Source organism: Noviherbaspirillum sp. L7-7A (assembly GCF_019052805.1).
GTDB lineage: Bacteria > Pseudomonadota > Gammaproteobacteria > Burkholderiales > Burkholderiaceae_D > Noviherbaspirillum_A.
This window is the reverse complement of the sequence record NZ_JAHQRJ010000001.1, coordinates 1,227,462-1,253,238: the sequence shown is the minus strand read 5'-3', so window position 1 is coordinate 1,253,238 and position 25,777 is coordinate 1,227,462. Positions and strand designations below refer to the sequence as shown.

General features: G+C 62.3%; 17 protein-coding genes. 7 read left to right on the top strand and 10 right to left on the bottom strand.

Features of this window, described 5'->3' with window-relative positions; translation table 11 throughout:
• Positions 1-15: 15 nt before the first annotated feature.
• From KTQ42_RS05645 to KTQ42_RS05635, 3 genes are all read right to left on the bottom strand, one after another.
• The gene (locus KTQ42_RS05645) at positions 16-1,830 is read right to left on the bottom strand and encodes an acyl-CoA dehydrogenase (protein ID WP_217344623.1); all 1,815 of its coding nucleotides are present in this window, start codon (positions 1,828-1,830) and stop codon (positions 16-18) included.
• A 125-nt stretch (positions 1,831-1,955) separates the two neighbouring features.
• Entirely contained in the window at positions 1,956-3,134 is a 1,179-nt protein-coding gene (locus tag KTQ42_RS05640; protein WP_217344622.1) for an acetyl-CoA C-acyltransferase, read from the bottom strand.
• Positions 3,135-3,290: 156 nt separating this feature from the next.
• Positions 3,291-6,632, bottom strand: coding sequence for a DEAD/DEAH box helicase (locus KTQ42_RS05635; RefSeq protein WP_217344621.1), 3,342 nt, complete (start codon positions 6,630-6,632; stop codon positions 3,291-3,293).
• 243 nt (positions 6,633-6,875) lie between these two features.
• On the opposite strand from KTQ42_RS05635, the gene KTQ42_RS05630 reads away from it, so the two are divergent.
• The 6 genes from KTQ42_RS05630 to KTQ42_RS05605 all read left to right on the top strand — a co-directional run bounded on the left by KTQ42_RS05630 (position 6,876) and on the right by KTQ42_RS05605 (position 17,335).
• The gene (locus KTQ42_RS05630) at positions 6,876-8,540 is read left to right on the top strand and encodes an MFS transporter (RefSeq protein WP_217344620.1); all 1,665 of its coding nucleotides are present in this window, start codon (positions 6,876-6,878) and stop codon (positions 8,538-8,540) included.
• Positions 8,541-8,720: 180 nt separating this feature from the next.
• Positions 8,721-9,929, top strand: coding sequence for a formate-dependent phosphoribosylglycinamide formyltransferase (gene purT / locus KTQ42_RS05625; protein WP_217344619.1), 1,209 nt, complete (start codon positions 8,721-8,723; stop codon positions 9,927-9,929).
• Positions 9,926-12,577 carry a bifunctional diguanylate cyclase/phosphodiesterase gene (locus KTQ42_RS05620; RefSeq protein ID WP_217344618.1) on the top strand — a complete coding sequence of 884 codons (2,652 nt, stop codon included), beginning with the start codon at positions 9,926-9,928 and terminating at the stop codon, positions 12,575-12,577. The genes purT and KTQ42_RS05620 overlap by 4 nt, the downstream gene beginning before the upstream one ends.
• Before the next feature lie 281 nt (positions 12,578-12,858).
• Entirely contained in the window at positions 12,859-14,325 is a 1,467-nt protein-coding gene (locus KTQ42_RS05615) for a hypothetical protein (RefSeq protein ID WP_217344617.1), read from the top strand.
• A 178-nt stretch (positions 14,326-14,503) separates the two neighbouring features.
• On the top strand, positions 14,504-15,997 hold the full coding sequence (locus KTQ42_RS05610; protein WP_217344616.1) for a hypothetical protein: 1,494 nt from the start codon (positions 14,504-14,506) through the stop codon (positions 15,995-15,997).
• A gap of 273 nt (positions 15,998-16,270) precedes the next feature.
• Positions 16,271-17,335, top strand: a complete 1,065-nt coding sequence (locus KTQ42_RS05605; RefSeq protein WP_217344615.1) for a hypothetical protein — start codon at positions 16,271-16,273, stop codon at positions 17,333-17,335.
• Positions 17,336-17,359: 24 nt separating this feature from the next.
• Here KTQ42_RS05605 and KTQ42_RS05600 read toward each other — a convergent pair whose 3' ends face one another.
• From KTQ42_RS05600 to queE, 7 genes are all read right to left on the bottom strand, one after another.
• Positions 17,360-19,786, bottom strand: a complete 2,427-nt coding sequence (locus KTQ42_RS05600) for a penicillin acylase family protein (protein ID WP_217344614.1) — start codon at positions 19,784-19,786, stop codon at positions 17,360-17,362.
• 129 nt (positions 19,787-19,915) lie between these two features.
• Positions 19,916-21,514 carry an ABC-F family ATPase gene (locus KTQ42_RS05595; protein ID WP_217344613.1) on the bottom strand — a complete coding sequence of 533 codons (1,599 nt, stop codon included), beginning with the start codon at positions 21,512-21,514 and terminating at the stop codon, positions 19,916-19,918.
• A gap of 128 nt (positions 21,515-21,642) precedes the next feature.
• Positions 21,643-21,918: a hypothetical protein gene (locus tag KTQ42_RS05590; RefSeq protein ID WP_217344612.1), complete on the bottom strand. Its 276-nt coding sequence runs from the start codon at positions 21,916-21,918 to the stop codon at positions 21,643-21,645.
• 121 nt (positions 21,919-22,039) lie between these two features.
• Positions 22,040-22,993, bottom strand: a complete 954-nt coding sequence (gene ldcA / locus KTQ42_RS05585) for a muramoyltetrapeptide carboxypeptidase (protein WP_217344611.1) — start codon at positions 22,991-22,993, stop codon at positions 22,040-22,042.
• A gap of 22 nt (positions 22,994-23,015) precedes the next feature.
• Positions 23,016-23,513, bottom strand: a complete 498-nt coding sequence (gene tadA, locus KTQ42_RS05580) for a tRNA adenosine(34) deaminase TadA (RefSeq protein WP_217344610.1) — start codon at positions 23,511-23,513, stop codon at positions 23,016-23,018.
• 2 nt (positions 23,514-23,515) lie between these two features.
• On the bottom strand, positions 23,516-23,962 hold the full coding sequence (queD, locus tag KTQ42_RS05575; protein WP_217344609.1) for a 6-carboxytetrahydropterin synthase QueD: 447 nt from the start codon (positions 23,960-23,962) through the stop codon (positions 23,516-23,518).
• A gap of 4 nt (positions 23,963-23,966) precedes the next feature.
• Positions 23,967-24,602, bottom strand: coding sequence for a 7-carboxy-7-deazaguanine synthase (queE, locus tag KTQ42_RS05570; protein WP_217344608.1), 636 nt, complete (start codon positions 24,600-24,602; stop codon positions 23,967-23,969).
• Between the two features lie 482 nt (positions 24,603-25,084).
• Between queE and KTQ42_RS05565 the strand changes: the two genes are divergently transcribed.
• A complete protein-coding gene (locus KTQ42_RS05565) occupies positions 25,085-25,591 on the top strand; it encodes a hypothetical protein (protein WP_217344607.1) in 507 nt (168 codons plus the stop codon).
• Positions 25,592-25,777 lie beyond the last annotated feature (186 nt).

The following is a 25,777-nucleotide window of genomic DNA, read 5'->3' as shown; positions in this document are numbered from 1 at the left end:
AGCGCCCCGGCCTTGTCAGAACCAGTCGTCCTGCATGTCCAGCGTGGTCGTGTCGATGGTTTCCAGCAGGTCCAGCTGCTGGTGCACCTTGGGCAGTTCCCACTTGAAGAAGTACGCGCAGGCCTGCATCTTGCCGCGGTAGAAGTCGGCATCATGGCCGTCCTTGCCAACCGCCACCAGCGCCTGCTCCAGCCAGATCCACGCCAGCACCGTATGGCCAAAGGCTTCCAGGTACAGCGAGGCATTGGCCAGGGTCTTGTTCATGTCGCCGGCGGCATACAGCACACGGGTCACCGCGTCGATGCGCTGCAGCGCCGCGCCCAGCGCATGGGCATCGGCCGCCAGTTCCTGGACAGCGAGCGCGCGGTCGATAGTTTTCTGCACCGCGCTGGCATAGGCTTTGAACGCCGCGCCTTCCTGCATCACGACCTTGCGGCCCAGCAGGTCCAGGCCCTGGATGCCGTGGGTGCCTTCATGGATGGGATTGAGCCGGTTGTCGCGGTAGAACTGCTCGACGTTGTATTCGCGGGTATAGCCATAGCCGCCATGCACCTGGATCGCCAGGTTGTTGGCTTCCAGGCACCACTGCGACGGCCAGGACTTGACGATGGGCGTCAGCATGTCCAGCAGCAGCGAAGCCTCGCGCACCGCTTCCGGGCTCTCGCCGGTGCGTTGCTCGTCAACCAGCAGCGAGCAGTAGAGGGCCAGCGCCATGCCGCCTTCCACATAGGCTTTCTGCGCCAGCAGCATGCGCTTGACATCGGTGTGCTCGATGATCTTCAGCTGCGGCTTGGCGGGATCCTTGTTCATCGGATGCCGGCCCTGGGGACGGTTGCGGGCATAGTCCAGCGCATGGAGATAGCCGGTGTAGCCCAGCACCACCGCACCCAGCCCGACGCCGATACGGGCCTCGTTCATCATGTGGAACATGTTGGCCAGCCCCTTGTGGACTTCGCCCACGAGGTAGCCGATGGCGCCCGCCTTGCCCTGGGGCTTGAACTTGCCCTCGCCGAAATTGAGCAGGCAGTTGGTGGTGCCGCGGTAGCCCATCTTGTGATTCAGGCCGGCCAGCACCACGTCATTGCGCTCGCCCAGGCTGCCGTCCTCGTTGACCAGCTTCTTCGGCACGATGAACAGCGAGATGCCCTTGACGCCGGGAATGAGCTTGCCGTCAGGTCCAGGCACCTTGGCCAGCACCAGGTGCACGATGTTTTCCGACAGCTCATGCTCGCCGGCCGAGATCCACATCTTGTTGCCCGTCAGCCGGTAGGTGCCGTCTTCCTGCGGCTCGGCGCGGGTCACGATGTCGGACAGGCTGGAGCCGGCCTGCGGCTCGGACAGGCACATGGTGCCGAAGAAGCGCCCTTCGAGCATGGGCTCGACAAAGGTCTTGATTTGTCCCGGCGTGCCGCACTTGAGCAGCGTGTTGGCATTGCCTATGGTCAGGAAGGGATAGGACGAGGTGCCGACATTGGCCGCCTTGAAGTAGGCAAAGCCGGCCTTCTCCACCACGCACGGCAGCTGCATGCCGCCGCGCTCGTAGTCCTGGCCGGCAGCCATCAGGCCGGCTTCGCAGAACACTTTCAGCGCCGCGCCAACCTCCGGAATCATGTCGACCCGCTCGCCGTCGAAATGCGGCTCGTGCTGGTCGCTCTTCTTGTTATGCGGTGCAAACAGGTCAGTGGCGATCTGTTCGCAGGTATCCATTGCGGCGTTGAAGGTTTCGCGGCTGTGGTCGGCATAACGGGCACGCGAGGTCAGCGACTCGACGTTGAGCCATTCATACAGCAGGAAATCGATATCGCGGCGGGATAGAAGTTTGGATTGCATGCTGGTCTCCGTCGCGCAAGTCCATGCCTGCGCGATCCTGTTGATGACATGAGGCAGGCGCCCGCCGCAGCCGAAACCGCAGCGGGCGCGAAAAGGCAGCCTTGCGCTGCCCCGCGCGAACGCGCTTAAACGACTTCGAACAGGCCGGCTGCGCCCTGGCCGCCGCCGATGCACATGGTAACCACCACCAGCTTGGCGCCGCGGCGCTTGCCTTCGATCAGCGCATGGCCGGTCAGGCGCGCGCCCGATACGCCGTAGGGATGGCCGACGGCGATCGCGCCGCCGTTGACGTTCAGGCGGTCCATCGGGATGCCGAGCTTGTCGGCGCAGTACAGCACCTGGACGGCGAAGGCTTCATTGAGTTCCCACAGGTCGATGTCCTCGACCTTCAGGCCGGCCTTTTTCAGCAGCTTGGGGATGGCGAACACCGGGCCGATGCCCATTTCGTCCGGCTCGCAGCCGGCAATCGCGAAGCCGCGGAAGATGCCCAGCGGGGTAAGGCCGCGCTGCTCGGCGAGCTTGCTGTTCATCACGATGGCAACCGAGGCGCCGTCGGAGAACTGGCTGGCGTTACCTGCTGTCACCACGCCGCCCGGCACCGCGGTGCGGATCTTGGAGACGCCTTCGATGGTGGTGTCGCCACGGATGCCTTCGTCGGCGTCGATGGTGACTTCGCGGGTCATCAGCATGCCGGAGGCCTTGTCGGCCACGCCCATGATCGTGGTCATCGGCACGATCTCGTCCTTGAACTTGCCCTCGTTCAGGGCGGCGAAGGCGCGCTGCTGGCTGCGCACGCCGTATTCGTCCTGGCGCTCCTTGCTGATGTTGTAGCGCTTGGCCACGTTCTCGGCGGTCTGCAGCATCGGCCAGTAGATTTCCGGCTTGTTCTGCTTGAGCCAGGTCTCGACGATCATGTGCTTGTTGGCTTCCTGCTGCACGCAGGAAATCGATTCGACGCCGCCGGCGGCATAGACGTCGCCTTCGCCGGCGATCACGCGCTGGGCCGCGGTGGCGATGGTCTGCAGGCCGGAGGAGCAGAAACGGTTGATGGTCATGCCGGCGGTGGTGACCGGGCAGCCGCCACGGATGGCGATCTGGCGGGCGATGTTGCTGCCGGTGGCGCCTTCCGGGGTGGCGCAGCCGATCAGCACGTCTTCGACTTCACCGGGCTCGATGCCTGCGCGCTGGATGGCATGCGACAGCGCGTGGCCGCCCATGGTTGCGCCGTGTGTCATGTTGAAGGCGCCTTTCCAGGACTTGGCAAGGGCGGTGCGGGCGGTCGAAACGATGACGGCGTCAGTCATGTGGGTCTCCTGGTTGGAATGAAATTCGGTATGCGGCGATTGGCGCCGGGTTGCGAAACAAACTGGAACGACTTTTTCTTGTGCAGCGAGAATAGCATAATTAAGTACGGTCGTTCGCAAAACTTTTAGCAGTGTGTCGCTCTTTGCCCGGCATCCTCATTTTTCCCCGGGCAAGGCCGGCAGCGGCGCGAACAGCGCCTCGATATCCTCGCTGGAAAAGCCGGCGCCTTCGGAAGCCCGGTCGGACAGGATGCTATCGGCCAGCGCCGCCTTCTTCTCCTGCAGCGCGACGATTCTTTCCTCGATGCTGCCGGCCACGATCATCTTGTAGACAAACACCGGCTTGTCCTGCCCCAGACGATGCGCGCGGTCGGTTGCCTGGTTCTCGGCAGCCGGGTTCCACCAGGGGTCGTAGTGGATGACGGTGTCGGCGGCGGTGAGGTTCAGGCCGACGCCACCGGCCTTGAGGCTGATCAGAAACAGCGGCACCTCGCCATTCTGGAAACGCCGCACCGGCAGGCTGCGGTCGCCGGTCTCGCCCGTCAGCGTGGCATACGGCATGTCGGCGGCGTCGAGCGCCGCGGCGATCAGGTCCAGCATCGCCGTGAACTGGGAAAACACCAGCACCTTGCGGCCCTCGGCCAGCAAGGCGGGCAACATCGTCATCAGCATGTCGAGCTTGGCCGAGCGCTCGGTCCTGGCGGTGGCGAGCTTGACCAGGCGCGGGTCGCAGCAGGCCTGGCGCAGCTTGAGCAGCGCATCGAGCACCACGACGTGGCTGCGCGCCAGGCCCTGCCCGGCGATCGCTTCCCTGACCTTCTTCTGCATGGCCGCCCGCACGGTTTCGTACAGGTCGCGTTGCGCCGCTTCCAGCTCGACCGTTGCCACGATCTGCGTCTTGGGCGGCAGCTCCGTTGCCACCTCGTCCTTTTTCCGGCGCAGCATGAAGGGGCGCAGGCGTCGCGCAAGCAGCGCGCGCCGGGTCTGGTCGTCCGACTTCTCGATCGGGTTGCGCCAGCGCTTGTTGAAGTCCTGCTGGCTACCGAGGAAACCCGGCAGAAGGAAATCGAACTGCGACCACAGTTCGCCCAGGTTGTTTTCCAGCGGCGTGCCGGTCAGGCACAGCCGGTGCCGCGCGTTGAGCTGGCGAATCGCCGCCGCGCCGCGGGTGGCGGCGTTCTTCACATACTGCGCCTCGTCCAGGATCAGCAGGTGCCAGTCATGCGCCGACAGCGCTTCATGATCGCGCCAGATCAGCGGATAGGTGGTCAGCACCAGGTCGGATGCGCCGATCTGCTCGAAGCGCTCCTTGCGCGCCGCGCCATGCAGGGCCAGCACCCTGAGGCCGGGCGCGAATCGCTCCGCCTCGGCCAGCCAGTTTGGCACCAGCGTGGTCGGCATCACCACCAGCGCCGGCCGGCCGAGCCGGCCCGCCTCCTTTTCCGCCAGCACATGGGCCAGGGTCTGCACCGTCTTGCCCAGGCCCATGTCGTCGGCCAGCACGCCGGACAACTGGTGGCGGCGCAGGAATTGCATCCAGTCCAGCCCTTGCTGCTGGTAGGTGCGCAACGATGCCTTCAGGCCGCGCGGCGCCGGGGTGGCCTCGAGGCCGCCGCCTTCGCGCAACCGTTGCGCCAGCTCGCGCACCGCGGCGTCGCCGTGGAATTCCCAGCGGCCTGTGCTGGCGAGGGCGTCGAGGCGTCCGGTGTCCTGCGGCGAGAGGATCAGCTCACCCTCTGCCAGCGTATCGAACAGATCGATTAGCATGCCGACCACCGGCTTGAGCCGGGCAGCCTTCAGGCGCAGCCGCTCTCCCGCCGGGCCGGTCAACTCGATCGATTCGTCGTCCGCGATCTGTTCCAGCCGCCCCTTGCGCCAGCGGCTGTCGCGCCGGAACAGTTCCAGCAGCAGCGGCTCGAGGCGCACGGTGCGACCGTTGACATTGATGCCCAGCGCCAGGCCGAACCAGCCGTCCTTGCGCTGCCGCGCCACGCCGTCGATGGCATCGATGTCGATCACATTGAACCGGCTGTCGGAGGACATGGTCACCTGCCAGCCGTTGGCGCGCAGCAGGGCCAAGTTGTCCTGCACCAGGCCGGACCAGGCATCCGGCCCGTCCGGCGTAAATATCTGCTTCGGCAGGCCGTGATGCTCATGATGCTCGACGCTGCGCTTGCGCAGTCCTGCCGCCATCAATTCCCTGATGCGCGCAGCCTCCGACTCATGCCTGCGCCTGACCTGCACCATCCGCTGCTCCTGGCCTGAAAACAGGGTGGCGTCGCTGAAGGCCGCCGCACGGACGTCGTCATAGACAAATTCCACCGTGGCGTAGTCGAGCATGTTGGGCCGGTAGGCGTAGCGGGCGTTATTGTCCAGATAGACCGACCGCGCCTCCAGCGCCAGTACCGGCACCGGCTCGACGTCCACGGTGCGCAGCGAGGCGAGCTGGTCCAGGGGCGGCGGCGGCAGGGCCGGGGCGACTTCGCCGAGCACGGCCGTCACCAGTTCGGCTTCGGCCGGCCGGATCGGCGGCATCGCCAGATAGGCGGCAACGCTGTGCGCCGGCAGCGACCGCATGGCCTGCGGCAAGTCCACCGGGCCGGCTTCATGGGAGGACGGATCCAGGTACCAGGGCGGCTCCACCGCGATGACTGCCTCGGCGCCCGGTTCAACATGGAGCGTCGGACGCAACAGGCCATTGTCGACGATCTGCCATCCGACCCGCCCTGCGCGGGGCGCCGCGCAGCGCAGCGGGCCGCCGGCGGCGTGTTCAGCCGCCGCGCCGCTTTCGCTGGCGACATCGAAATACAGGCGCCCGGTAGCAACCAGCTTGTCCAGCAGATCCGCGCCAGCCTTTCCGCGCAGGTAGAAATTGAGATCGTAATCGCTCTTGCGGGTGGTCCACAGCGCGCGCAGGATAGGCAGGTCTTCGTCCGTGATGAACCCCGGCGGCTTCAGCAGCGCCGCCTGCACATTGTTCCAGGTCTCGCCAGGCCGCTGCGTTCCCGCCCCGGCGCCGCGTCGCGTCTTGTACATCGCCACCGCAAAGCACTGCTGCCGCGATGCCCACTCCAGCCGGTAGATCAGGCCGAATTCGACTTTTACGGTCTTCCTGGCGGTGGACGGCTGTCCGGCCTGGCACTGTGCCCGGAAACTTTCCAGCCAGCGCAGCATCTCCGGCCTTGGCCCCTCGCCCGCGACTGCCTTCCTTTCCAGGTTGGCGAGCAAGGCAGCAGCCACGTGCTTGCAATTGCTGCCCACCGGGCAGCTGCAGCGTCCCATCGCCCGCAAGCCTTTCCCGTCTTCATTGAAGACGATGTCGACGCTGTAAGGCAGTGGTTCCGAGCCCTTGACATCGGCGAACAGCATGCGCCGCCCCCAGGAGATGCCGCTGACGGCATCCACGTAGTCATATGCCTTGTCCAGAGTCGCTGGCGCTATCCAGGTCCGTACCGCGTTCTCGTCGTAGACGACTTCATGCTCCTGACTAGATTTCATGCTGGGAAATTGGGTGGAAACGGGACAATGGAATCGGAATGTAAGGCACGGCGCCGTCAGAACACGGTAAAGGGCAGCCATTGTAAGGCAGCCGCAGCCGTCGCTGCAGGCGGCGCGCCGCGCCGGCGTAAGAATCCAGTAAGTTTCAAGCAAGCCTGCCGTAAGGTAAGACTCCTACACTGCGCAACAGCATCATGAATTCGCGGGCCAGACCCGTACAACAAACACTTCAACGGAGACATCATGAGCACTGTACAGACCGCTGCCTCGGGCAGCATGACCAAGGAGGAACGCAAGGTTATCTTTGCGTCCTCTCTGGGAACGGTATTCGAGTGGTACGACTTCTACCTCTACGGCTCGCTGGCCGCCATTATCGCCAAGCAGTTCTTCGCCGGCACTGACCCCAGCACCGCCTTCATCTTCGCGCTGCTGGCCTTCGCCGCCGGCTTCATCGTCCGCCCGTTCGGCGCGCTGGTATTCGGCCGCCTCGGCGACATGATCGGCCGCAAATACACCTTCCTGGTCACCATCCTGATCATGGGCGCGTCGACCTTCATCGTCGGCCTGCTGCCCAACTACAATTCGATCGGCATCGCCGCTCCCATCATCCTGATCATCCTGCGCATCCTGCAGGGCCTGGCGCTGGGCGGCGAGTACGGCGGCGCGGCAACCTATGTGGCCGAACATGCGCCGGAAGGAAAGCGCGGCTTCTTCACCTCCTGGATCCAGACCACCGCAACGCTGGGCCTGTTCCTGTCGCTGATGGTCATCCTGGGCACCCGCACCGCCGTCGGTGAGGAAGCGTTTGCCGCCTGGGGCTGGCGCGTGCCGTTCCTGGTGTCGGTGTTCCTGCTGGCGATTTCGGTCTGGATCCGTCTGTCGATGAATGAATCGCCGGCCTTCGCCAAGATGAAAGCCGAAGGCAAGACTTCCAAGGCGCCGCTGTCGGAAGCCTTCGGTCAATGGGCCAACCTGAAGATCGTGATCCTCGCGCTGATCGGCCTGACCGCCGGCCAGGCCGTGGTGTGGTACACCGGCCAGTTCTATGCCCTGTTCTTCCTGACCCAGACGCTGAAGGTCGACGGCGCAACCGCCAATCTGTTCATTGCCGCCTCCCTGGTGATCGGCACCCCGTTCTTCGTGATCTTCGGCATCCTGTCCGACAAGATCGGCCGCAAGCCCATCATCCTGGGTGGCTGCCTGATCGCCGCGCTGACCTATTTCCCGATCTTCTCGGCGCTGACCCACTACGCCAACCCGGCGCTGGAAAATGCGATCAAGAACTCGCCTGTGGTCGTGACCGCCGATCCCGAGAAGTGCCAGTTCCTGTTCAACCCGACCGGCACCAAGAAATTCACCTCGTCCTGCGACATCGCCCGTACGCAGCTGTCCAATGCTTCGGTGGCTTACACCAATGTGGCTGGCGCGCCTGGTTCGGTGGCCAGCGTGAAGGTCGGCGACAAGGTCATCAACGGCTACGACGCCACCAACCTGCCCAAGGAAGAGGCCGCCGCCAAGGATGCCGCCTTCAAGAAGGAACTGGGCGACGCCGTCAAGGCAGCCGGCTATCCGACTAAGGCCGATCCGGCGCAGATCAACAAGCCGATGGTTCTGGCTCTGCTGACCCTGCTGGTGATCTACGTGACCATGGTCTACGGCCCGATTGCCGCCATGCTGGTGGAAATGTTCCCGACCCGCATCCGCTATACCTCGATGTCGCTGCCCTACCATATCGGCAACGGCTGGTTTGGCGGCCTGCTGCCCACCACCGCCTTCGCGCTGGTGGCCTACAAGGGCGACATCTACTACGGCCTCTGGTACCCGATCATCATCGCGCTGATCACCTTCGTGATCGGCCTGCTGTTCGTTCGCGAAACCAAGGACCGCAACATCTACGCTGACGACTGAAGCAAACGGGGCGTTTCCTGACGTCCTTCCAACCCCAAACCGCCGGCTTCAAGCCGGCGGTTTTTCTTTGCGCATTGTCCGCTGCCACGCCGATATGGCTGTCCAAAGCCAGCGACCTTTGGTATTGTCACGTTGGTAATTTCCCATGATTTCCGACATTCATCCCCCCGCAGAATCAACATGACCATACCATCACGCCTCGGCACGCCCCTGTCTCCCACCGCCACCAAGGTCATGCTGCTCGGTTCCGGCGAACTGGGCCGCGAAGTCATCATCGCCTTGCAGCGCCTGGGCGTGGAAACCATTGCTGTCGATCGCTACGAAAATGCGCCTGGACAGCAATTGGCACACCGTGCCCACGTGATTGACATGACCGATGGCAATGCCCTTGCCGCCCTGATCGCCGCCGAGCAGCCTGACCTGGTGGTGCCCGAAATCGAGGCCATTGCCACGCCGACGCTGGTCGAGCTGGAGCGCGACGGCAAGGCCACCGTCATCCCGACCGCGCGGGCAGCGTGGCTCACCATGAACCGCGAAGGCATCCGCCGCCTGGCCGCCGAGGAACTAGGCTTGCCGACATCGCCCTACCGGTTTGCAGACAGCCTGGAGTCGATGCGCGCGGCCTGCCTCGAACTGGGATTTCCGTGCATCGTCAAGCCGGTGATGTCCTCGTCCGGCAAGGGCCAGTCCAAGCTCGACGGCCCGGGCGACGTGGAGGCCGCATGGCATGCCGCGGCGTCTGGCAGCCGGGTTGATTCGGGGCGCGTAATCGTCGAGGGCTTCATCCGCTTCGAGTATGAAATCACCCTGTTGACGGTGCGTTCGCGCAATGCCCGGGGCGAGATCGAAACCAGTTTCTGCGACCCCATCGGCCACGTCCAGGTGCAGGGCGACTATGTCGAATCGTGGCAGCCACACCCGATGCCTTCGCTCGCGCTGGAGCGTTCCCGCGAAATCGCCCGCAAGGTCACCGACAACCTGGGCGGGCTGGGCATTTTCGGCGTGGAACTCTTCGTCGCCGGCGACATGGTGTGGTTTTCGGAAGTCAGCCCCCGCCCGCATGACACCGGCATGGTCACCATGGCAAGCCAGGCCCAGAGCGAATTCGACCTGCATGCGCGTGCGATCCTGGGTTTGCCGGTCAATACGGCGCTGCGCTCGCCGGCCGCGTCGGCCGTGATCTATGGCCAGCACGACGCGGTTGGCATTGCGTTCGAAGGCATTGCCGATGCGCTGGCAGTGCCCGGGGCGGACATCCGGCTGTTCGGCAAGCCGCAGTCCTATGCCCGGCGCCGCATGGGCGTTGCACTGGCCACGGCCGGGGACATCGAGACCGCACGCCGTCATGCCAAGGAAGCCGCATCCAGAGTCAGGCCCGTCCTGCCATGAAACTGGCGCTGCCGCACCGGGGTGGCGCTTATACCGGCCCGGATATCTTCCGCGCCGGTTCGCTTTTTCTTTACGTCAGCCTGCTGGTGGAAACCGGCGTGCTGCTGTGGCTCGCGCATCCGGGGTCGGCCGGCGTGGTCAAGGTGGCGCTGTTCGTGGTGGGCGTGCTTGCAACCGTAGCCCTGCTGCGCCTGATCAGGCCAAGTCTGCTGATGACCGGCAGGCGCCATGTCCTGCTTGAACTGCTGGCGTCCTGCACCGCCATCGGCATGCTCTCGGTGCAGGCCCAGTTGCCGATTGCGCCATTGCCCTGGTGGATAGGCCTGGCCGGCGTCTTTCCGCTGGTCTTGCCGGCGCCGCACGCAATGGCGGTGATACTCGGGATTTCGGCGACCGGCGTGCTGACCAGCGTGGCGGGCGGCAGTCAGCCCGAGGACTGGCTGCCCGGGTTCTTCGTCACCCTGTTCGCCGGCCTGCTCTCCACGTGGCTTTCGCGCGCCATGGAGATGAACCTGGCCTCGCTGGAGCAGGCGCTGACCAACGAGCGCCGCTTCAATGTGATTGCACGGGCGGCCAAGCATGTGTTCATGATTACCGACCGGGCTTTCAATACGACCTACATCAACCCCGCGGTAAACGACGTGCTTGGCTTTACCGAGCACGAGATGACCAGCGGCGCCGTGCCCGAAATCCATCCGGATGACCTGCCGCGCAGAAACGAGAACCTGCGCCTTCTGCGGCGCACGCCCGGCTCCAGCCAGTCGATGAAATTGCGCATCAGGCATCGGGAAGGCCACTGGGTATGGCTTGAAATCCGCGCCTACAACATGCTGCATGATCCGGCCATCAGGGGCCTGGTATTCAGCATCGAGGACATCAGCGCGCGGGTCGAGGCCGAGCGCAAGCTGACGGAAGAACATGCGCTGCTGCGCACGGTGCTCGACCTCAATCCGGCCATGATCTATGCAAAGGACCGGGACGGCCGCTTCACCATCACCAATGCCAGCTTCCAGAGGCATAACGGCTGCACATCCGACATCGAGCTGCACGGCAAAACCTCGGAGGAACTGCAGGCGCTGCAGAAAGCGCGCGGCCGGGTGTTTGTCAATCCGGATGCGGCGCACCGGCTTCACCTGCAGGACATGAACGTCATACGCAGCGGCGTGCCGGTGGAAAACCTGGAAGTGCAGGACCTGCGCGACGGCGAAGCGGAGCGCTGGTACCGCACCTTCAAGTATCCCTTGCGGGACGCCAACGGCATGACGTCGGGCATGCTGGGCATCGTCCGCGATGTCACCGACAGCAAGGAATATGAAATGCGGCTGGAGCATCTGGCCATGCACGACGCCCTGACCGGGCTACCCAACCGGCGCTATGTGCTCAAGGCCATCACCGACCAGATCCTTCCGGAAGGACAGATGCCGCCGCAGGTTTCGGTGCTCTACCTTGATCTGGATTTCTTCAAGAGCGTCAACGACACCCATGGCCATGACATGGGTGACCGCTGCCTGATCGAACTGGCGCGCCGCATCCAGTCCACTGCCGGCCCGCAGGACATGGTGGCCCGCTTCGGCGGCGACGAATTCATCGTACTGACGCATGACAGTACCGAAGTCGCCTGCGAGCGCGCGGCAGCCTTGCTGGACATCCTGGCCAAGCCGATCATGATCGGCGACATCGTGGTCAAGCTGCATGCGAGCATCGGCGTGGCGCAGCTGCTGCCCGAGCACAGGACGCCCTCGGAGGTGATCAGGGACGCCGATGCCGCGATGTACCAGGCCAAGGAGCGCGGCCGCAACCGGGCGCAGCTCTTTAACGCCCAGCTACAGCTTTCAGCAACCCGCCGCGCTCAGATGGACGTGGCGCTGCGCTTCGCACTGGAGCGCGAGGAACTGACCCTGGTCTATCAGCCGCAAGTCGCGCTGGCCGACGGCCGGCTCTGCGGCTTTGAACTGCTGATGCGCTGGAACAGCCCGCAATATGGCGAAATCAAGCCTGACGATTTCATTCCGATCGCAGAAAGCTCAGGCATGGTGGTGCCTATTGGGCTATGGGCGCTGGAGCAGGCATGCATGCAGTTAAAGCAGTGGCATCAGAAATATCCGCGCCAGTCGCCACTGACCCTGGGCGTGAACGTGTCGATGCGGCAGCTGATGCATGCGTCCTTCATCAGTGAAGTGGCGCAGATACTCAACCGCACGGGGGTCATGCCGCAATGCATCGAACTCGAACTGACCGAGTCTTCAGCCATGGCCAATCCTCAGCAGACCATCGAAAACCTCGGCAGGCTCAAGCACCTTGGCCTGCGCCTGGCGCTGGACGATTTCGGCACCGGATATTCTTCCCTGGCCTATCTGCAGAAGTTGCCTATCGACGTGCTGAAAATCGACCGTGCCTTCGCGCGCGGCCTGGGTCAGGGAAGCAACGATGCCGGCATCGTGCAACTTATCCTGACGCTGGCCCAACTGCTGGAGCTGGACACCATCGCCGAAGGCGTGGAAACGGCCGAGCAGGTTGCCGCCTTGCGGCGCATGGGATGCCACATGGGCCAGGGCTATTTCTTCTCGGCCGGCGTGCCTGCGGCCCAGGCCGAACACCTGCTCTCCATCGACAGCGCTTACTCCCTCTCCTCCGGCATACCGGCCTGAGCGCACACTCTCGCAGCAAACCGCATTGCTGCATTTTTTAGTGAAGGCCGCCTGGCCGATCGCCAGGAACAATAAAAAGACCTCCGTTACATAGCTTGCCGTTTTGATCATGCGCCTGGAATTCCCGTCCTGCAGGGAGGGAAGCGCCATGACTGCGGCAGCATACAAGCCCGACCAGGTTCCATTTTTGATCGCTCCCGCAACGAAGCCAAAGTCCGGCGTATGCCAGGCATGCCAAAAATCCCATTCAGGACCGCCCATCTTTAACAAAAGGAGAAGTCATGGACACCCCAAAAGTCGGATCGCCACGTTCTACGGATTCACCGAGACGCTTGCCTGACAATGGCACTGCTCCCGTATCGCCACGCACGAGCACGCCGCGTGTGCTCAACAAGGAACGGGACCAAATGCTTCTGGTGTTCGGAAAGAACGACTCTCTTTCCCAGCTCGTTTTCGAGATCGTCAAATTCACCGACGAGATGCAGCCGTTGATTCCCTTGGATTGCAGAGGGGCGCAATACCTGAAAGGACTGATTTCGCAAATCAGCGTGGGCCTCGCACAGGTAGAAACCGCTTTCGAGCGAAGTGATTTGCAAAACTGCGTCTACCTTCTCGACGCTGCCAAGGGAAATCATGTAACCCTGCTTACCAGCCTTCAGACCCTCCAACAGCAACCCGACGACCGGAGCGATTTGCAACAATGTCAGACGCAATGCAAGACGCTTGGCGTGAAGATTATTGCACTTAAGCAGTTGATTACCGAGAGGCTGAATGCGGAGCAACAGCATCAGCAACAAATGCCGCTATCTCCTCGTCCTTCGTCTCCTCTCCCCTCCTCCCCTCCTTCTTCATCGCCAGGTTTTTCAATCAGCCCTGAAAGGTCGAGGAACAGGAAAACAAAAAAAACCGATGCTGCCCTATCGCCATCCCATGGCGGACAAGCCGCTCCTAATTCGCCCGAACGCGGGACAGGTGACGCGAGGCTGGAAAAAATGCCATCTCCCACATCGGGCAAACGCGCCCAGGGCGATGAAGATAGCCCCAAGATGAAATACAGCCCGGCCAAGCGTTACAAGGTACATGGCGTAGAAAACCCTGCTTCATTGCATTCCCAGAGCGCAAGCGGCGCAACGGTTCACTCTTCAAACGCCACGACAACAGCGACAGCAACCACAACGACCACCACAACCAACACAAACCCAACAAACCCAACAAACAATGCGCTGCTTGTCGGGCCAAGGAGTCCGATCAAAGTGCCGAAGCTTGACTGGAGCAGCGCAAAGCCAGCCAACACCGCGCCACATTCCTCTCTGAGCATGACACCCCGCAGTACGAGACAAGCGAGCACCGATAGCAAAGGGAATGAAAAGCAGTTGGTAGACAATGCGCCTGCACTGTCGCCGGCGCCGTCATCTGATGCCGGCATGGGGGCCGACGGTAATGGGAACCTTCTGTCCACACCGGCATCGCCATCCTCCCTCCAGTTCCCGTCAACTCTGGGTTCGCCGCGCAGAAGGCAGTTGTCGCCATCGAAGTCCATACCGCCGCAACCCAGGCCCCGCCCATCAAGCATGCTGTTCATGTCGCCGCCAGCACCTTCTGGCCCCGCTGATCTGAGGGAAAGATCGTCCGAGAACAACCGCGACAGTATTGCCACAGCGCCACCGGTGCCGGCATCAACGCAGACTTCCACCGGCACGGCAGCGACCCATGCGGCGCCGCGCGAGGAAGATACCTCGGACATGTAGGAACGCTGCCCGAACCACCGCCTGGCAAGGCACGTCCATTGCGCCTTGACAGGTTCGGGCACGAACGGGGATTCCAGGCGGAACACAAGGCACCGTTCCTGGCGATGTCACGAAAACTTCGTTCCGAACGCGCGCATGAAGCGTTACGAACGCAGCCATTCCTAGAGAGGTAATCAGCATGAAACGAGTGGCCACATCCAGCAGCACGGAAAAGCACGCTTCCGTCCCATCTGCAGAAGCAGCCAAAGCCAGCACCGGCAGGGAAGGAAACAAGGTTGCGAGGGACCGAGACTCGTCGGGTTACTCGCCCTCGAAAAAATTGAAACTCGTATCAAGAAAGGATAGCACCCCGGCTCAATTCACCAGCCATGCAAGAGGAACAGAGCCCGCGCTGGTCTCTCCTGTTTCTCCCCACCGTGAAGAAGCGGTGGATGTGACGATAAGAACGCAATCCCATGCCGCTTCCTCGCTCAATCTTTCCGCCAGCCGGCCGGTACTGCGCAGCACCGACCACGAGCAGACCATCATCACTGGAACCAAAGCGCCCGCCTCGCCGCCCGGCAACCTCATCGTCAGCGGTACATCGAATCACATTGCCCATGAGGCGCGGCCGTCTGCAACAGCCAATGACGAGCGCCGTCAACAGTGGCAGGGAAAAGAACAGAATTCATTTATCTTCGACGAGATTACCGATCCCGTTGTGCTGGCCCTCGCCGAGCCCGTCACACTGGCTTCTCCGTCCGCGGCAAGCCATGCACAACAAACCGAGCGAGAGCAAAGACAGCGACTGCAACCCATCGCGAATGCAATCAAGAAAGCCTTGGAAAATGAACTTGCCGAAGTGACCCGAAAGTTCATGCTCGTAGGGAAACGGGACGATATCTCCAAACCTGAAGTTCAGGAGGCGCATCATGTTTTCTCCGGATTAATGCAGATGTTCAATCGTGCCAAGGTAGCGGCCGTCGAAGGGCAGGAAGAGAGGATGCTGGACGAATTGAAGAACATCCAGCCCGCCCTGGCGCACTTTATCAAGGACCGCCTGAAGAAAGTCATTCAGCATCTCGGCGCCGAAAAGGCAGAAAGGGATGCCCTGAAGTCAGGGCTGCGTGCATTACTGCACCAGTGCGGCGAATGGCTCCATCAGGATGAGGAGGAAACCGCTCGCCCGTGGTCACCTTCGAATGCGCCGGCAAGTCCAGGGGCCAGGCCACGAGCAGTTTCCAGCCCGGTCAAGCTTGGCGAAGCGTGGCCACAGGTCGAAAGCAACACCGCGGACAGGTTGCCAGTGAGCATGCCAGGGCAACTCAGCCCCCGGCCATCACAACACCGGATGGGGCCAAGCAGTCCAAATGCGGGCCTGACGTCCGGCACGACATCTAGCCCATTGTCCAGCCCCTTGACAAGTCCGGTGACCAGTCCCGTCACGAATTCAAGGACGGTCACCAGCCCGAAGGAAAGTTTGAAGTCCTTTCGGCTTTCTGCGGTGCTTGCTTCGCCACGGTCCAAGGATACGGCGCGCATGGAGCCTCTCGTCAAAGGCCATGCCAGTCCATCCTCGTTCAGTGAGTCAACTTCCCGTTCCATTCTGCCGGCACAACATGGCGACGCTTACGTTCCAGGAAAACCGGGAGAAAACGAAAAGACGAAAAAGACCAAAAAGCCCTCTACCTGACAGGCTATACCACTCCCGATCCGTAACGTACCAGATGAAACCGATGGATTTCTTTGTCTGGCTTTTCGTGTGGCAGTAGCGTCGCCGGTAATTCGAGCGGGATTACCGCTCGCCGGCGGACCGGTACCGGCGTGCCAGCCGGTGCGCACGCTGCAAGCGGATGAGGAGCCAATAGCCGAGGGTATTGACGACGGTCCCGACGCAGCCAGGCGGAAAAAGACGCGGTCTGGGTAGGGATTGCTATCGATCATTCGCAATTACGCAAAGGCATGTATGCACACAAGCAAAGCAGTTCAATCACCACAGCATCAGTCCAGTCCAGCACCCGCCGCCAAGCCCGTCCAGGATGCGTTGCCGGTCTCTCCCTCTCAGCAATCGGCGGCGCTGGCGTTCCGCCCCGTGTTTCCATCACTCTTGCTGCGCGCGCTTGATCCGCGGGACCCGGACGTGGTCGAAATTCCTGCGGAAACGTCCAGCCCCAAATTAAAGCCTTCTTCGCCCAACGCATCAGACGACAGAAAGCGGCAAGGTGATGACGTCATTGCGCCATCGGCAGCGTCCAGCGGTATCAAGCGGGCACGCGACGGCAAGGATGGGCCAGATGGAAAGCATTCCAAGGCAGAACACCAGAATCAGGAAAAACCGAGGGAAAAACCAGTCAGCAAGGACCGTGAACCTTCAGCACAACATGGCACTGAAAGCGCCCCGGTGCAGACGAGCAAACGCGCCCGGAAGGGCAGCGTAGGCACCAAGTCCGGGATAATATCCCGGGCAAAGCCAGCTAGCGACGGTCCGGGCCAGGCCGAGTCGCGTTCACCCCGTCTGAAAACCATATCGATCACGAGCGTTTCAAACCACGGTACCGTGACCGAGTCGGAAACCATCAACCCCGGCACCTGGAAACATGGTGCCCAAAGCCCCAGGAAACATAGTGCTCAACGTGCCTCTGTCACTCTTTCACCCAGACGAAGCAGCAATGCAGGTACGCTTGAGCCCAGTTCGCCGGCGAGGCAAACGGAAACGCTGCCCTCTGACAAACCAGCGCCCGGCAATACGCCTTCATTAACGCCAGACGCGTTCAATGATGACTTCACGTTTTCCGCGTGCGATTTGGACCAGGAAGGCGTCATTCGCGTTGTTTCCGGTTTAGCCGTACCAGAGACGGATGGGCAAACGGCGCCAGTTCCGCAGCCACAGGAAGGAACGCTTTCAACAGCAAACAATGGCAACGCCGCGCCAGGTCGGCAGGCTGTCCCGGCGCAGCCTGGCCTGTCAACGGAAATGGCGGCGCTTCTGGACGACCTCGACGACATGCTTGGAAGCGAAATCAAGATGTAGCCATGCCGCGGAAGCGCATGTTGCTCAAGGCCGCAGCGACAAGGTGCCGATCTGCTCCTTTTCCACTTCCCCGCGGACGGTGCGCATTGGCAGATAGGCAGCATCCACCCACCGCTGGGCGAAGTTGCTGTAGAGCGGCGAAAGCATATTGCCTGACTGCCCAGTGGAATGCATAAAGCGGGAATTTTCAAGGTTCGACAGGTCGTACAGCGCGCGCAGGCTCGCCGCGTGATGATTGGTGTAGGGCGCAGCATCATCCCGCAGGTTGTTGCGGCCCACGTTCACCGTATAGGTATCACCTGGCGAAGGCAGCCTGATCTCGAAATACCGCGCCAGTGACGGCACTTTCGAGAACGGCCGATGTTCCGATAGCGCTTCATGTGCGCCCCCCCAGCGCCAGGATGTCATTTGCTCGCCGTAACGCCTGTGCAGATCTGCCAGTGCTGCCTCAAGTGAATCGGACAGTACATCAACGCACCTGGGCAGAGGCTGCTTGCCCTGCGAGCCGCTGCACCAGAGGTTGCCCGCGTCCATCGTGCGCATTGCATTGACGGTAGGCTGATGCACATTGCGCAGCTCCCAGAAATCCTTCATCAGCGCTTCGCCCAGCGGCTTTTCAAACAGCTGGCGCGACAGTTCGCGCAGCCAGGCGTTGTAGATCAGCGGTTCGGAGCGGCCTGCATCCATGGCGCCATCCCATCCCGCAAGCGCCTTCAGCGCCGCACGGCCCTGTTCCGATTTTGGCTGAGTCTTTGCAAGCAGGGGCAGCAATTCGCGCGCGGCCAGGGACACCACGTCTTTCTGTATGCCGGCAAAGCTGTCCATGTCATGCAGCGGCGCACCTTCCAGCATGGCGGCGATGCGGTTGGCGCGGTAAGGCATGACCCATTCGCTGGTGAGGAAATGCGGATAGGCAGGGCCGACCACTTTCTGGTTGGCCGTCACGATCTGCTGCGACATCGGGTTGTACTGTCGCGGCAATTCATCGAAGGGAATGAAACCCGCCCAGTCATAGCGCGCATCCCAGCCCGGAGCCGGCGCCAGCCCTTTCAGATCATTGTCGCGCCGCCGGATCGGAACCCGCGCCGGGGCGACAAAACCAATGTTGCCCGCCACGTCGGCATAGACGACGTTCTGCTGTGGCGCGCCAAAGTCGCGCGTGGCTGCCAGAAACTCGTCCCAGCCGTGCGCCCGGTTAAGGCGCAGGCTGGCCTGAAAACTCAGATCGTCCGGCCGCAATGCGGTCCAAGCAAACGCCATGACATGGGACCGCGCATCCATTGGCGCACGGTCTGCCAGCGGCAGTGCACCGCTGATGACCGGTCCGTGGCGTGTCGCACGCACCGCCAGTTGCACGTCCGGCTCGCCCTTGATGCGTATTGTTTCCGTGCGCTGCTCGAAATTGGCCCAGCCCTCGGGCGTACGGTATTGGGAAGGATTTTCCGGATTGATTTGCTCGATATACAGGTCCTGCACATCCGACGCCGTGTTGGTCAGGCCCCATGCGATGCGATCGGTGCGGCCGATGATCACTGCAGGCAGTCCGGGCAGTGTCGCGCCGATCACGTTCAGGCCCGGCGCGGAAAGATGGGCGAAGTACCAGAGGGCCGGCGCGGTCAGGCCAAGATGCGGATCATTGGCCAGCAAGGGCTTGCCGCTGCGGCTGCGCGCGCCGCCCAGCACCCAGTTGTTCGAGCCCATGCCCTCGACCAGCGAGGGCGGCGCAATCGCCGACACCTTTTCCAGCTGGGAGGTGACGCCTGCGAGCGACCGGTAAAGCCCGGTGTAGTCCTGCGTATGCAGCGCGGCATCGCCTGGATACGGCGGCAGGAAAGCCTGAATGTGCGCCATGTCCAGTTTTTGGGACAGGCGCATGCGCAGCAGTTCCTGTGACCAGTTGGCGCTCAGGTCCCAGGCCATCATGGTCATCCAGGCGATCGAATCCGCGGCTTCCCAGGGCGCCGGCGCTGGCGCGCCAGTCAGCAGGAATTCCGGCGGCAGCGGACCGGAACGCTGCTCCAGGTAGCGATTGACGCCCTCGGCATAGGCTTCCAGCGCCGCGCGCGCATCCGGCGCCAGGTTCTGCACGATGGCTTGCGCATTGCGCCGCACCCCCAGGGTGCGCAGGAAGCGGTCGGTGTCCGCCGCTTTCGGACCGAGCACCTCGGCCACCCTGCCGGCTGCGATGCGCCGGTTCATCTCCATCTGCCACAGCCGGTCCTGCGCATGCACCACGCCCAGCGCGAAATAGGCATCATGGGCCGACCTGGCGTAGATATGCGGAATGCCTTCCCTGTCGCGCACGACGTCGACTGGACTCTGCAGGCCGCTCATGCTGAGTTCGCCACTGGTCTTGGGCAGGCTCGCGCTGCGGTACCAGAGAAAGCCGGCTGCGACCAGCAGCAGCAATGCGGCGATTCCGATGGCGGCAATTCTTGCGATGGGTTTCATTGGTAAATGGGTAGAGCAAAAAAGCGATATGGTCGGCTCGGAAAAATCGGCCGGCCGCTTGGCGCCTGGGCGCAAAAACGGGCGCAAGGCAACCAGCCCTTGCGCCCGCGGTAACAGACAGGGCAATCCTTATTCGATGCCCTGGCTTGCCAGGTATTCCTCGTAGGTGCCCTGGAAATCGATGATCTGCCCGTCCTTGACTTCCAGGATACGGTTGGCCAGCGACGACACGAATTCACGATCATGCGAGACGAAGATCAGCGTACCCGCATATTTTTCCAGCGCAATGTTCAACGATTCGATCGACTCCATGTCCATATGGTTGGTCGGCTCGTCCATCAGCAGCACATTGTGACGGCCCAGCATCAGCTTGCCGTACATCATGCGGCCCTTTTCGCCACCGGACAGCACCCGCACCGGCTTCTTCACATCGTCGCCGGAGAACAGCAGCCGGCCGAGGATGGAGCGCACCGCCTGGTCGTCGTCGCCTTCCTTGGTCCACTGGTCGATCCAGTCGGTCAGCGTGCGGTCGGTAGCGAACTCCTCGGTGGGATCCTGCGGCATGTAGCCCGGATTGGCATTTTCCGCCCACTTCACATTGCCGCTGTCGGGCTGCAGGCCGCACAGCTCGCCGCCGATGCAGCGCAACAGGGTGGTCTTGCCCGCGCCGTTGGCGCCGATGATGGCGATCTTCTCGCCGGCTTCCACATTGATGCTGAAATTCCTGAAGATCGGATGGTCGTAGGTCTTGGAAATGCCCTGCACTTCCACGGCCAGACGGTGCAGCTTCTTCTCGCCATCGAAGCGGATGAAGGGATTGGCGCGGCTGGACGGCTTGATGTCGTCAAGCTTGATCTTGTCGATCTGCTTGGCGCGCGACGTCGCCTGGCGGGCCTTGGACTTGTTGGCCGAGAAGCGGCGCACGAAGTCCTGCAGCTCGGCGACCTTTTCCTTGGCCTTGGCGTTGGCAGCGAGCTGCTGCGCCCGTGCCTGCGACGAGGCCAGCATGTAGTCGTCATAGTTGCCGGGATAGACCTTCAGGGTGCCATAGTCCATGTCGGCCATGTGGGTGCAGACCTGGTTGAGGAAGTGTCGATCATGGGAAATGATGATCATCGTGGAATTGCGCTGATTCAGCACTTCTTCCAGCCAGCGGATGGTGTTGATGTCGAGGTTGTTGGTCGGCTCGTCGAGCAGCAGGATATCCGGATTGGAAAACAGCGCCTGCGCCAGCAGCACCCGCAGCTTCCAGCCCGGCGCGACGTTGCTCATTGGTCCCTGATGCTGCTCGATCGGCACGCCCACGCCCAGCAGCAGTTCGCCGGCGCGCGCCTCGGCGGTGTAGCCGTCGTACTCGGCGAATTTCGCTTCGAGGTCGGCGGCCTTCATGTAGTCGTCGTCGGTGGCGTCCGGGTTCGCATAGATGGCGTCGCGCTCGCTCATGGCCTGCCACATCTCGGTGTGGCCCATCATCACCACGTCCAGCACCCGCATTTCCTCGAAGGCGAACTGGTCCTGGCGCAGCTTGCCGAGGCGCTCGTTCTGGTCCAGCATCACGTTGCCGGCGCTGGGTTCGAGGTCGCCGCCCAGGATCTTCATGAAGGTGGACTTGCCGCAGCCATTGGCGCCGATCAGACCGTAGCGGTTGCCGTCGCCGAACTTGACGGAAATGTTTTCGAACAGCGGCTTGGGGCCGAACTGCATCGTGATATTGGCAGTGGAAAGCACGGGAAAAATCCTTTACGGCAGAAATTGAATAACCGGGGATTTTATCATGCGCGGGAGGTCGCCTTCGGCGACAAGGTACAACTAAAGGCTTGCGGGCTGCAGGAGTATTGGGTCTGGAGATTGGCGGATTAGCAGAGTTCCAGCCGTTTTTCGATGCGCTGCACCCGCTCCAGGACCTGGTCCATGGTCAGTTGCTGTCGTGCCAGGTCTTCATGCAGATGCAAATCGCTTCGCCTGAGCTCGATGCATGCTGCACCAACGCCCTGCATGCGCTGCCGGATTGTGGCAGTGTCGGCCTTGATGTCGGCAACCTCGGCCCGGAGTGCCTCCAGATGCCAGATGCCAGATGCCAGATGCCAGATGCCAGATGCCAGATGCCAGATGACCAGATTGTCCATGCTCATTGGTTTCTCCTGTTGATTGGGGAGTAAGGAAAACTGATCATGACGACCACACAACTCGCAACTAACAGCGGTAAAGAGCCGACGCCGCCCAAAATGCCTCAAACAGAGCAAAACCAAATGACTAAAACATGCCATCTGGCAACATAGGCAATTGAGAATAATCGGTCATCGAAATATTAGTCTCAATATCGCTTACTTGCAGCCTGCCCTGGCTGCCAACCACCAGCGTGGCCTTCTCCGGAATATGGCCGAATGGCAAGCCGGTTGCCACTGGCAAGGGCAGCACTTTGCGCAGATACGCCAGCATGCTGGAAAAGCTGTAACCGTTGTCATACTCGCCGAGCCGGTAGCCAGAAAAATCGCCCAGCACCAGCGCGCGCTGCCGGGCCAGTACGCCGGCATGCAGCAGCTGCAGCAGCATGCGCTCGACCCGGTACGGATGTTCGTTGATGTCTTCCACGAACAGGATGCCGCCATCTACCTGCGGCAGGTAGGGCGTGCCGAGCAGGTGGACGACCATGGCGAGGTTGCCGCCCCAGAGCCTGCCGGACACATCGAGCGCGCTGCTGTCATTTCCCTGCCAGCTCACCCGATGGCAGGGTCCGCGCAGGCAGTCGGTGAGGCTCTGCATGGCGTAACGGCTGGGTTCGGGACGGGTGAAATCGTCGCAGACCATCGGTCCGGCGAAGCTGGGCGCGCCGGTGGTGGCGAAAAGGGCCAGTTGCAGCGCAGTGACGTCGCTGTGGCCGACGAGACGCTTGCCGCTGGCCGCCAGCAATTCGTAATCCAGCATGGGCAGCAGCCTCGACATGCCATATCCGCCGCGCAGCGCCATGATGATGTCGACGTCCGGGTCACGCGCCGCGGCATGCAGCTGGCCGGCGCGATCGCTATCGCTGCCGCCGAAGCGCTGATGCTTGCGCGCCGGGTCATAGTAGTTATGAACCAGCCATCCCGTTCCTTCCAGCCGCGCCAACGCCAGGCGAAAGGCGGCTTCATCGGGCGCATAGCCGCCGGGCGCGACGATGGCAATGCCGGGGCGCCGCGGCGCGGTGTCAGGAAGCGTGTTTGTCATGGCATGCGGGAATGAAAGGACATCAGAGCTTATCGCAACTGGTTGCGGCAACGACCAAGCGCTGCTTCGCCGCCAGCCGGCGCGCCGCGAAGAAGTCCTTGAGCAGCGCGCCGCACTGGTCGGCGAGCACGCCGCCGGTGACTTCGGTGTGATGGTTCAGGCTGGACTGCGCAAACAGGTCCAGCACCGAGCCGCAGACGCCGGTCTTGGGGTCGCTTGCGCCATAGACCACGCGCGCCAGCCGGGCATGCATCATTGCGCCGGAACACATGGCACAGGGTTCCAGCGTAACGTACAGCTCGCAACCCGGCAGACGGTAATTTCCCAGCACGCGGGCCGCGGCGCGCAGCGCCATGATTTCGGCATGGGCGGTCGGGTCATGCAGTGCAATCGGATGGTTATAGCCGGTGGCGATCACCACGCCATCCTTCATCACCACCGCGCCGACCGGCACCTCGCCCAGGGCCAGTGCGCGTCCGGCTTCGGCAATGGCAAGCTGCATGTAGTCGGCGTCGCTCATCGTCAGTCGGCGCTGATCTCGGCCCAGCAGTTCGGGGTTTCATGCAGCACCAGCTTGTGCAGCTTCAGGCCGGTGCCGTAGCGGTCGTGGAACACCGCCTTCAGGATGTCGAACGCGGTTTGGGCCAGGTTTTCCACCGTCGGGATGCGGTCGATGATCACCGTCTTGTGGTCGGGCAGGCCTTCCAGGAATGCGCGCACCGGCGTGTCTTCCCGGTACACCAGGAAGGCGTGATCCCAGACATCGACCAGGTGCTGCTTGGCCAGTGCCTTGACATCGGAGAAGTCCATGATCATGCCATTGTCGGAGCTGCCTTCGACGTCGATCACGCTGCCCGTCAACGTGATCTCCAGGGTATAGCGATGGCCATGCAGGTTGCGGCACTGGCTCTTGTGGTCGGGGATGCGATGGCCGGCGTCGAATTCGAGCTTGCGGGTAATGGTGAGCATGAGGCTAGGGTATCTGTAAAAGTTTGTGGGTCTGCAGGCTCAGCTTCCAGCGCGGATTGCGCTTGCAGGTCTCGATGGCCAGCCGGGTGTTGGCGGCCGCATCCGGGCCGTCCATGGCTTGCAGGTAGAAATGGGTGAAATCGAGGCCTTCGTAATCAGCCAGGTTCTGGCCGGCTTGCGGTATCACCACCTTGAGCTCACTGCCCTTGTCCACTTTCAGGAAGGAACCGGCCTTGGGACTGACGCAGATCCAGTCCACGCCTGGCGGCACATCCATGGTGCCGTTGGTCTCGATGGCGATCTCGAAGCCGTGGGCATGCATCGCGGCTATCAATGCAGCATCGAGCTGCAGCAGCGGTTCGCCGCCGGTGAAGACCACATACTTGCTGGCCGGGTAGCTTGCCGGCCACAGGCTGTCGATCAGAGCGGCCAGGTCGGTGGCGCTGGCATACTTGCCGCCGCGCTCGCCGTCGGTGCCGACGAAGTCGGTGTCGCAGAACTTGCAGGCCGCGCTGGCGCGGTCGCTTTCGCGGCCGGTCCAGAGATTGCAGCCCGAGAAGCGGCAAAATACCGCCGGCCGCCCGGCGCGCGCGCCCTCGCCCTGGAGCGTATAGAAAATTTCCTTGACGCTGTAAGTCAAAACGTGAATTCCGAAGATGGTGGATGGCGCCTGCTGGCGCAAAGGGGCGTTATTTTCGCATTTTATGGGCGCGCGTGCGCGGCGAGCGATAGGCTGGTGAACTCCACGTTCTGCTGAACCCCCGGCTTTGGCATTCAATTGGCAAGCCCGAGTCATTGCGCATTGCTGATGTCTGCAACCTATCTACAAGTGCTATTTGCGGTCAGAAGCCACGCAATTCGTGCTGCCACCGTCAAGCCGCAAAACCTGAATAATTGGTAGAAACGGGACCGGCTTCATAGGCTGTAAATCCGCGCGGCAATGCGTCAGCATCGACTCCTATTTACCACGGCCTGCCCGCACGTCTGTCCGCCATCGCGGGCATCGATACCTGGCCGCGCTGCTCCCGCCGCAATGCCTTTGCCTCGAAGTCGCCGCACTGCCTCCTCTTTTTGCCTGCGACAGCCTGTCGATTCGCTTGTCAAGAAAGGACGCTAACGGTCATGGATGCAAGCAACATACAGCCTTACCAGCATTGCGCCGATTACAACCTTGCATACGATGGCAGCATCGAGTCGTCATCGGCCCGCTCTCCTTACCGCCCACTCCACCCTGCCGGCCAGCCGCTTGCGCAGCATGGTGCAGGCGTAGCGGCACATGGCACCCAGGCCCTGGTGCTTGACCTGCTCAAGGCCAGGGCAGCCGCCTTGAGCACCATGCAGAACGAAGCAATGCGAACGAGCGCATTCGAGACCCTGGTTGCAAGCGTGTGCGAGCACGACGAGCAACAACGCCCCGGCGCGATGCATGCAATGCTGGCGCAGGTTCCCGGCCTGCCTTCGGAATCACGCGGGGATGCGCTGAACAATTTGCTGCTGCTTTCCGCCGATGATCCTTCAGCGTTACCGGCAAGAGATAGCAGACCTGCCCTTGACTCCCGAATCGAAACAGACGTTGCTGGCGTTCTTTCAGTAAGCACGCACCACGGCGCTTTCCTTGAGCGCTGCTGACGCAATACGCGCAGCCAGGCTGGCCTGACATGGGCCGGCCCGGTCGCCCGCTGGAAACTTCCGACACAGTGCATGCAGTCACGGCGATCCCTGGCCGGACCGCGCTGTCATGTAGCTGGCATAAATAAACCCTGCCGCCTCGGCGGGTCGCATCAGGCTATACCGACTTCCCTCGTCTCACGGCCA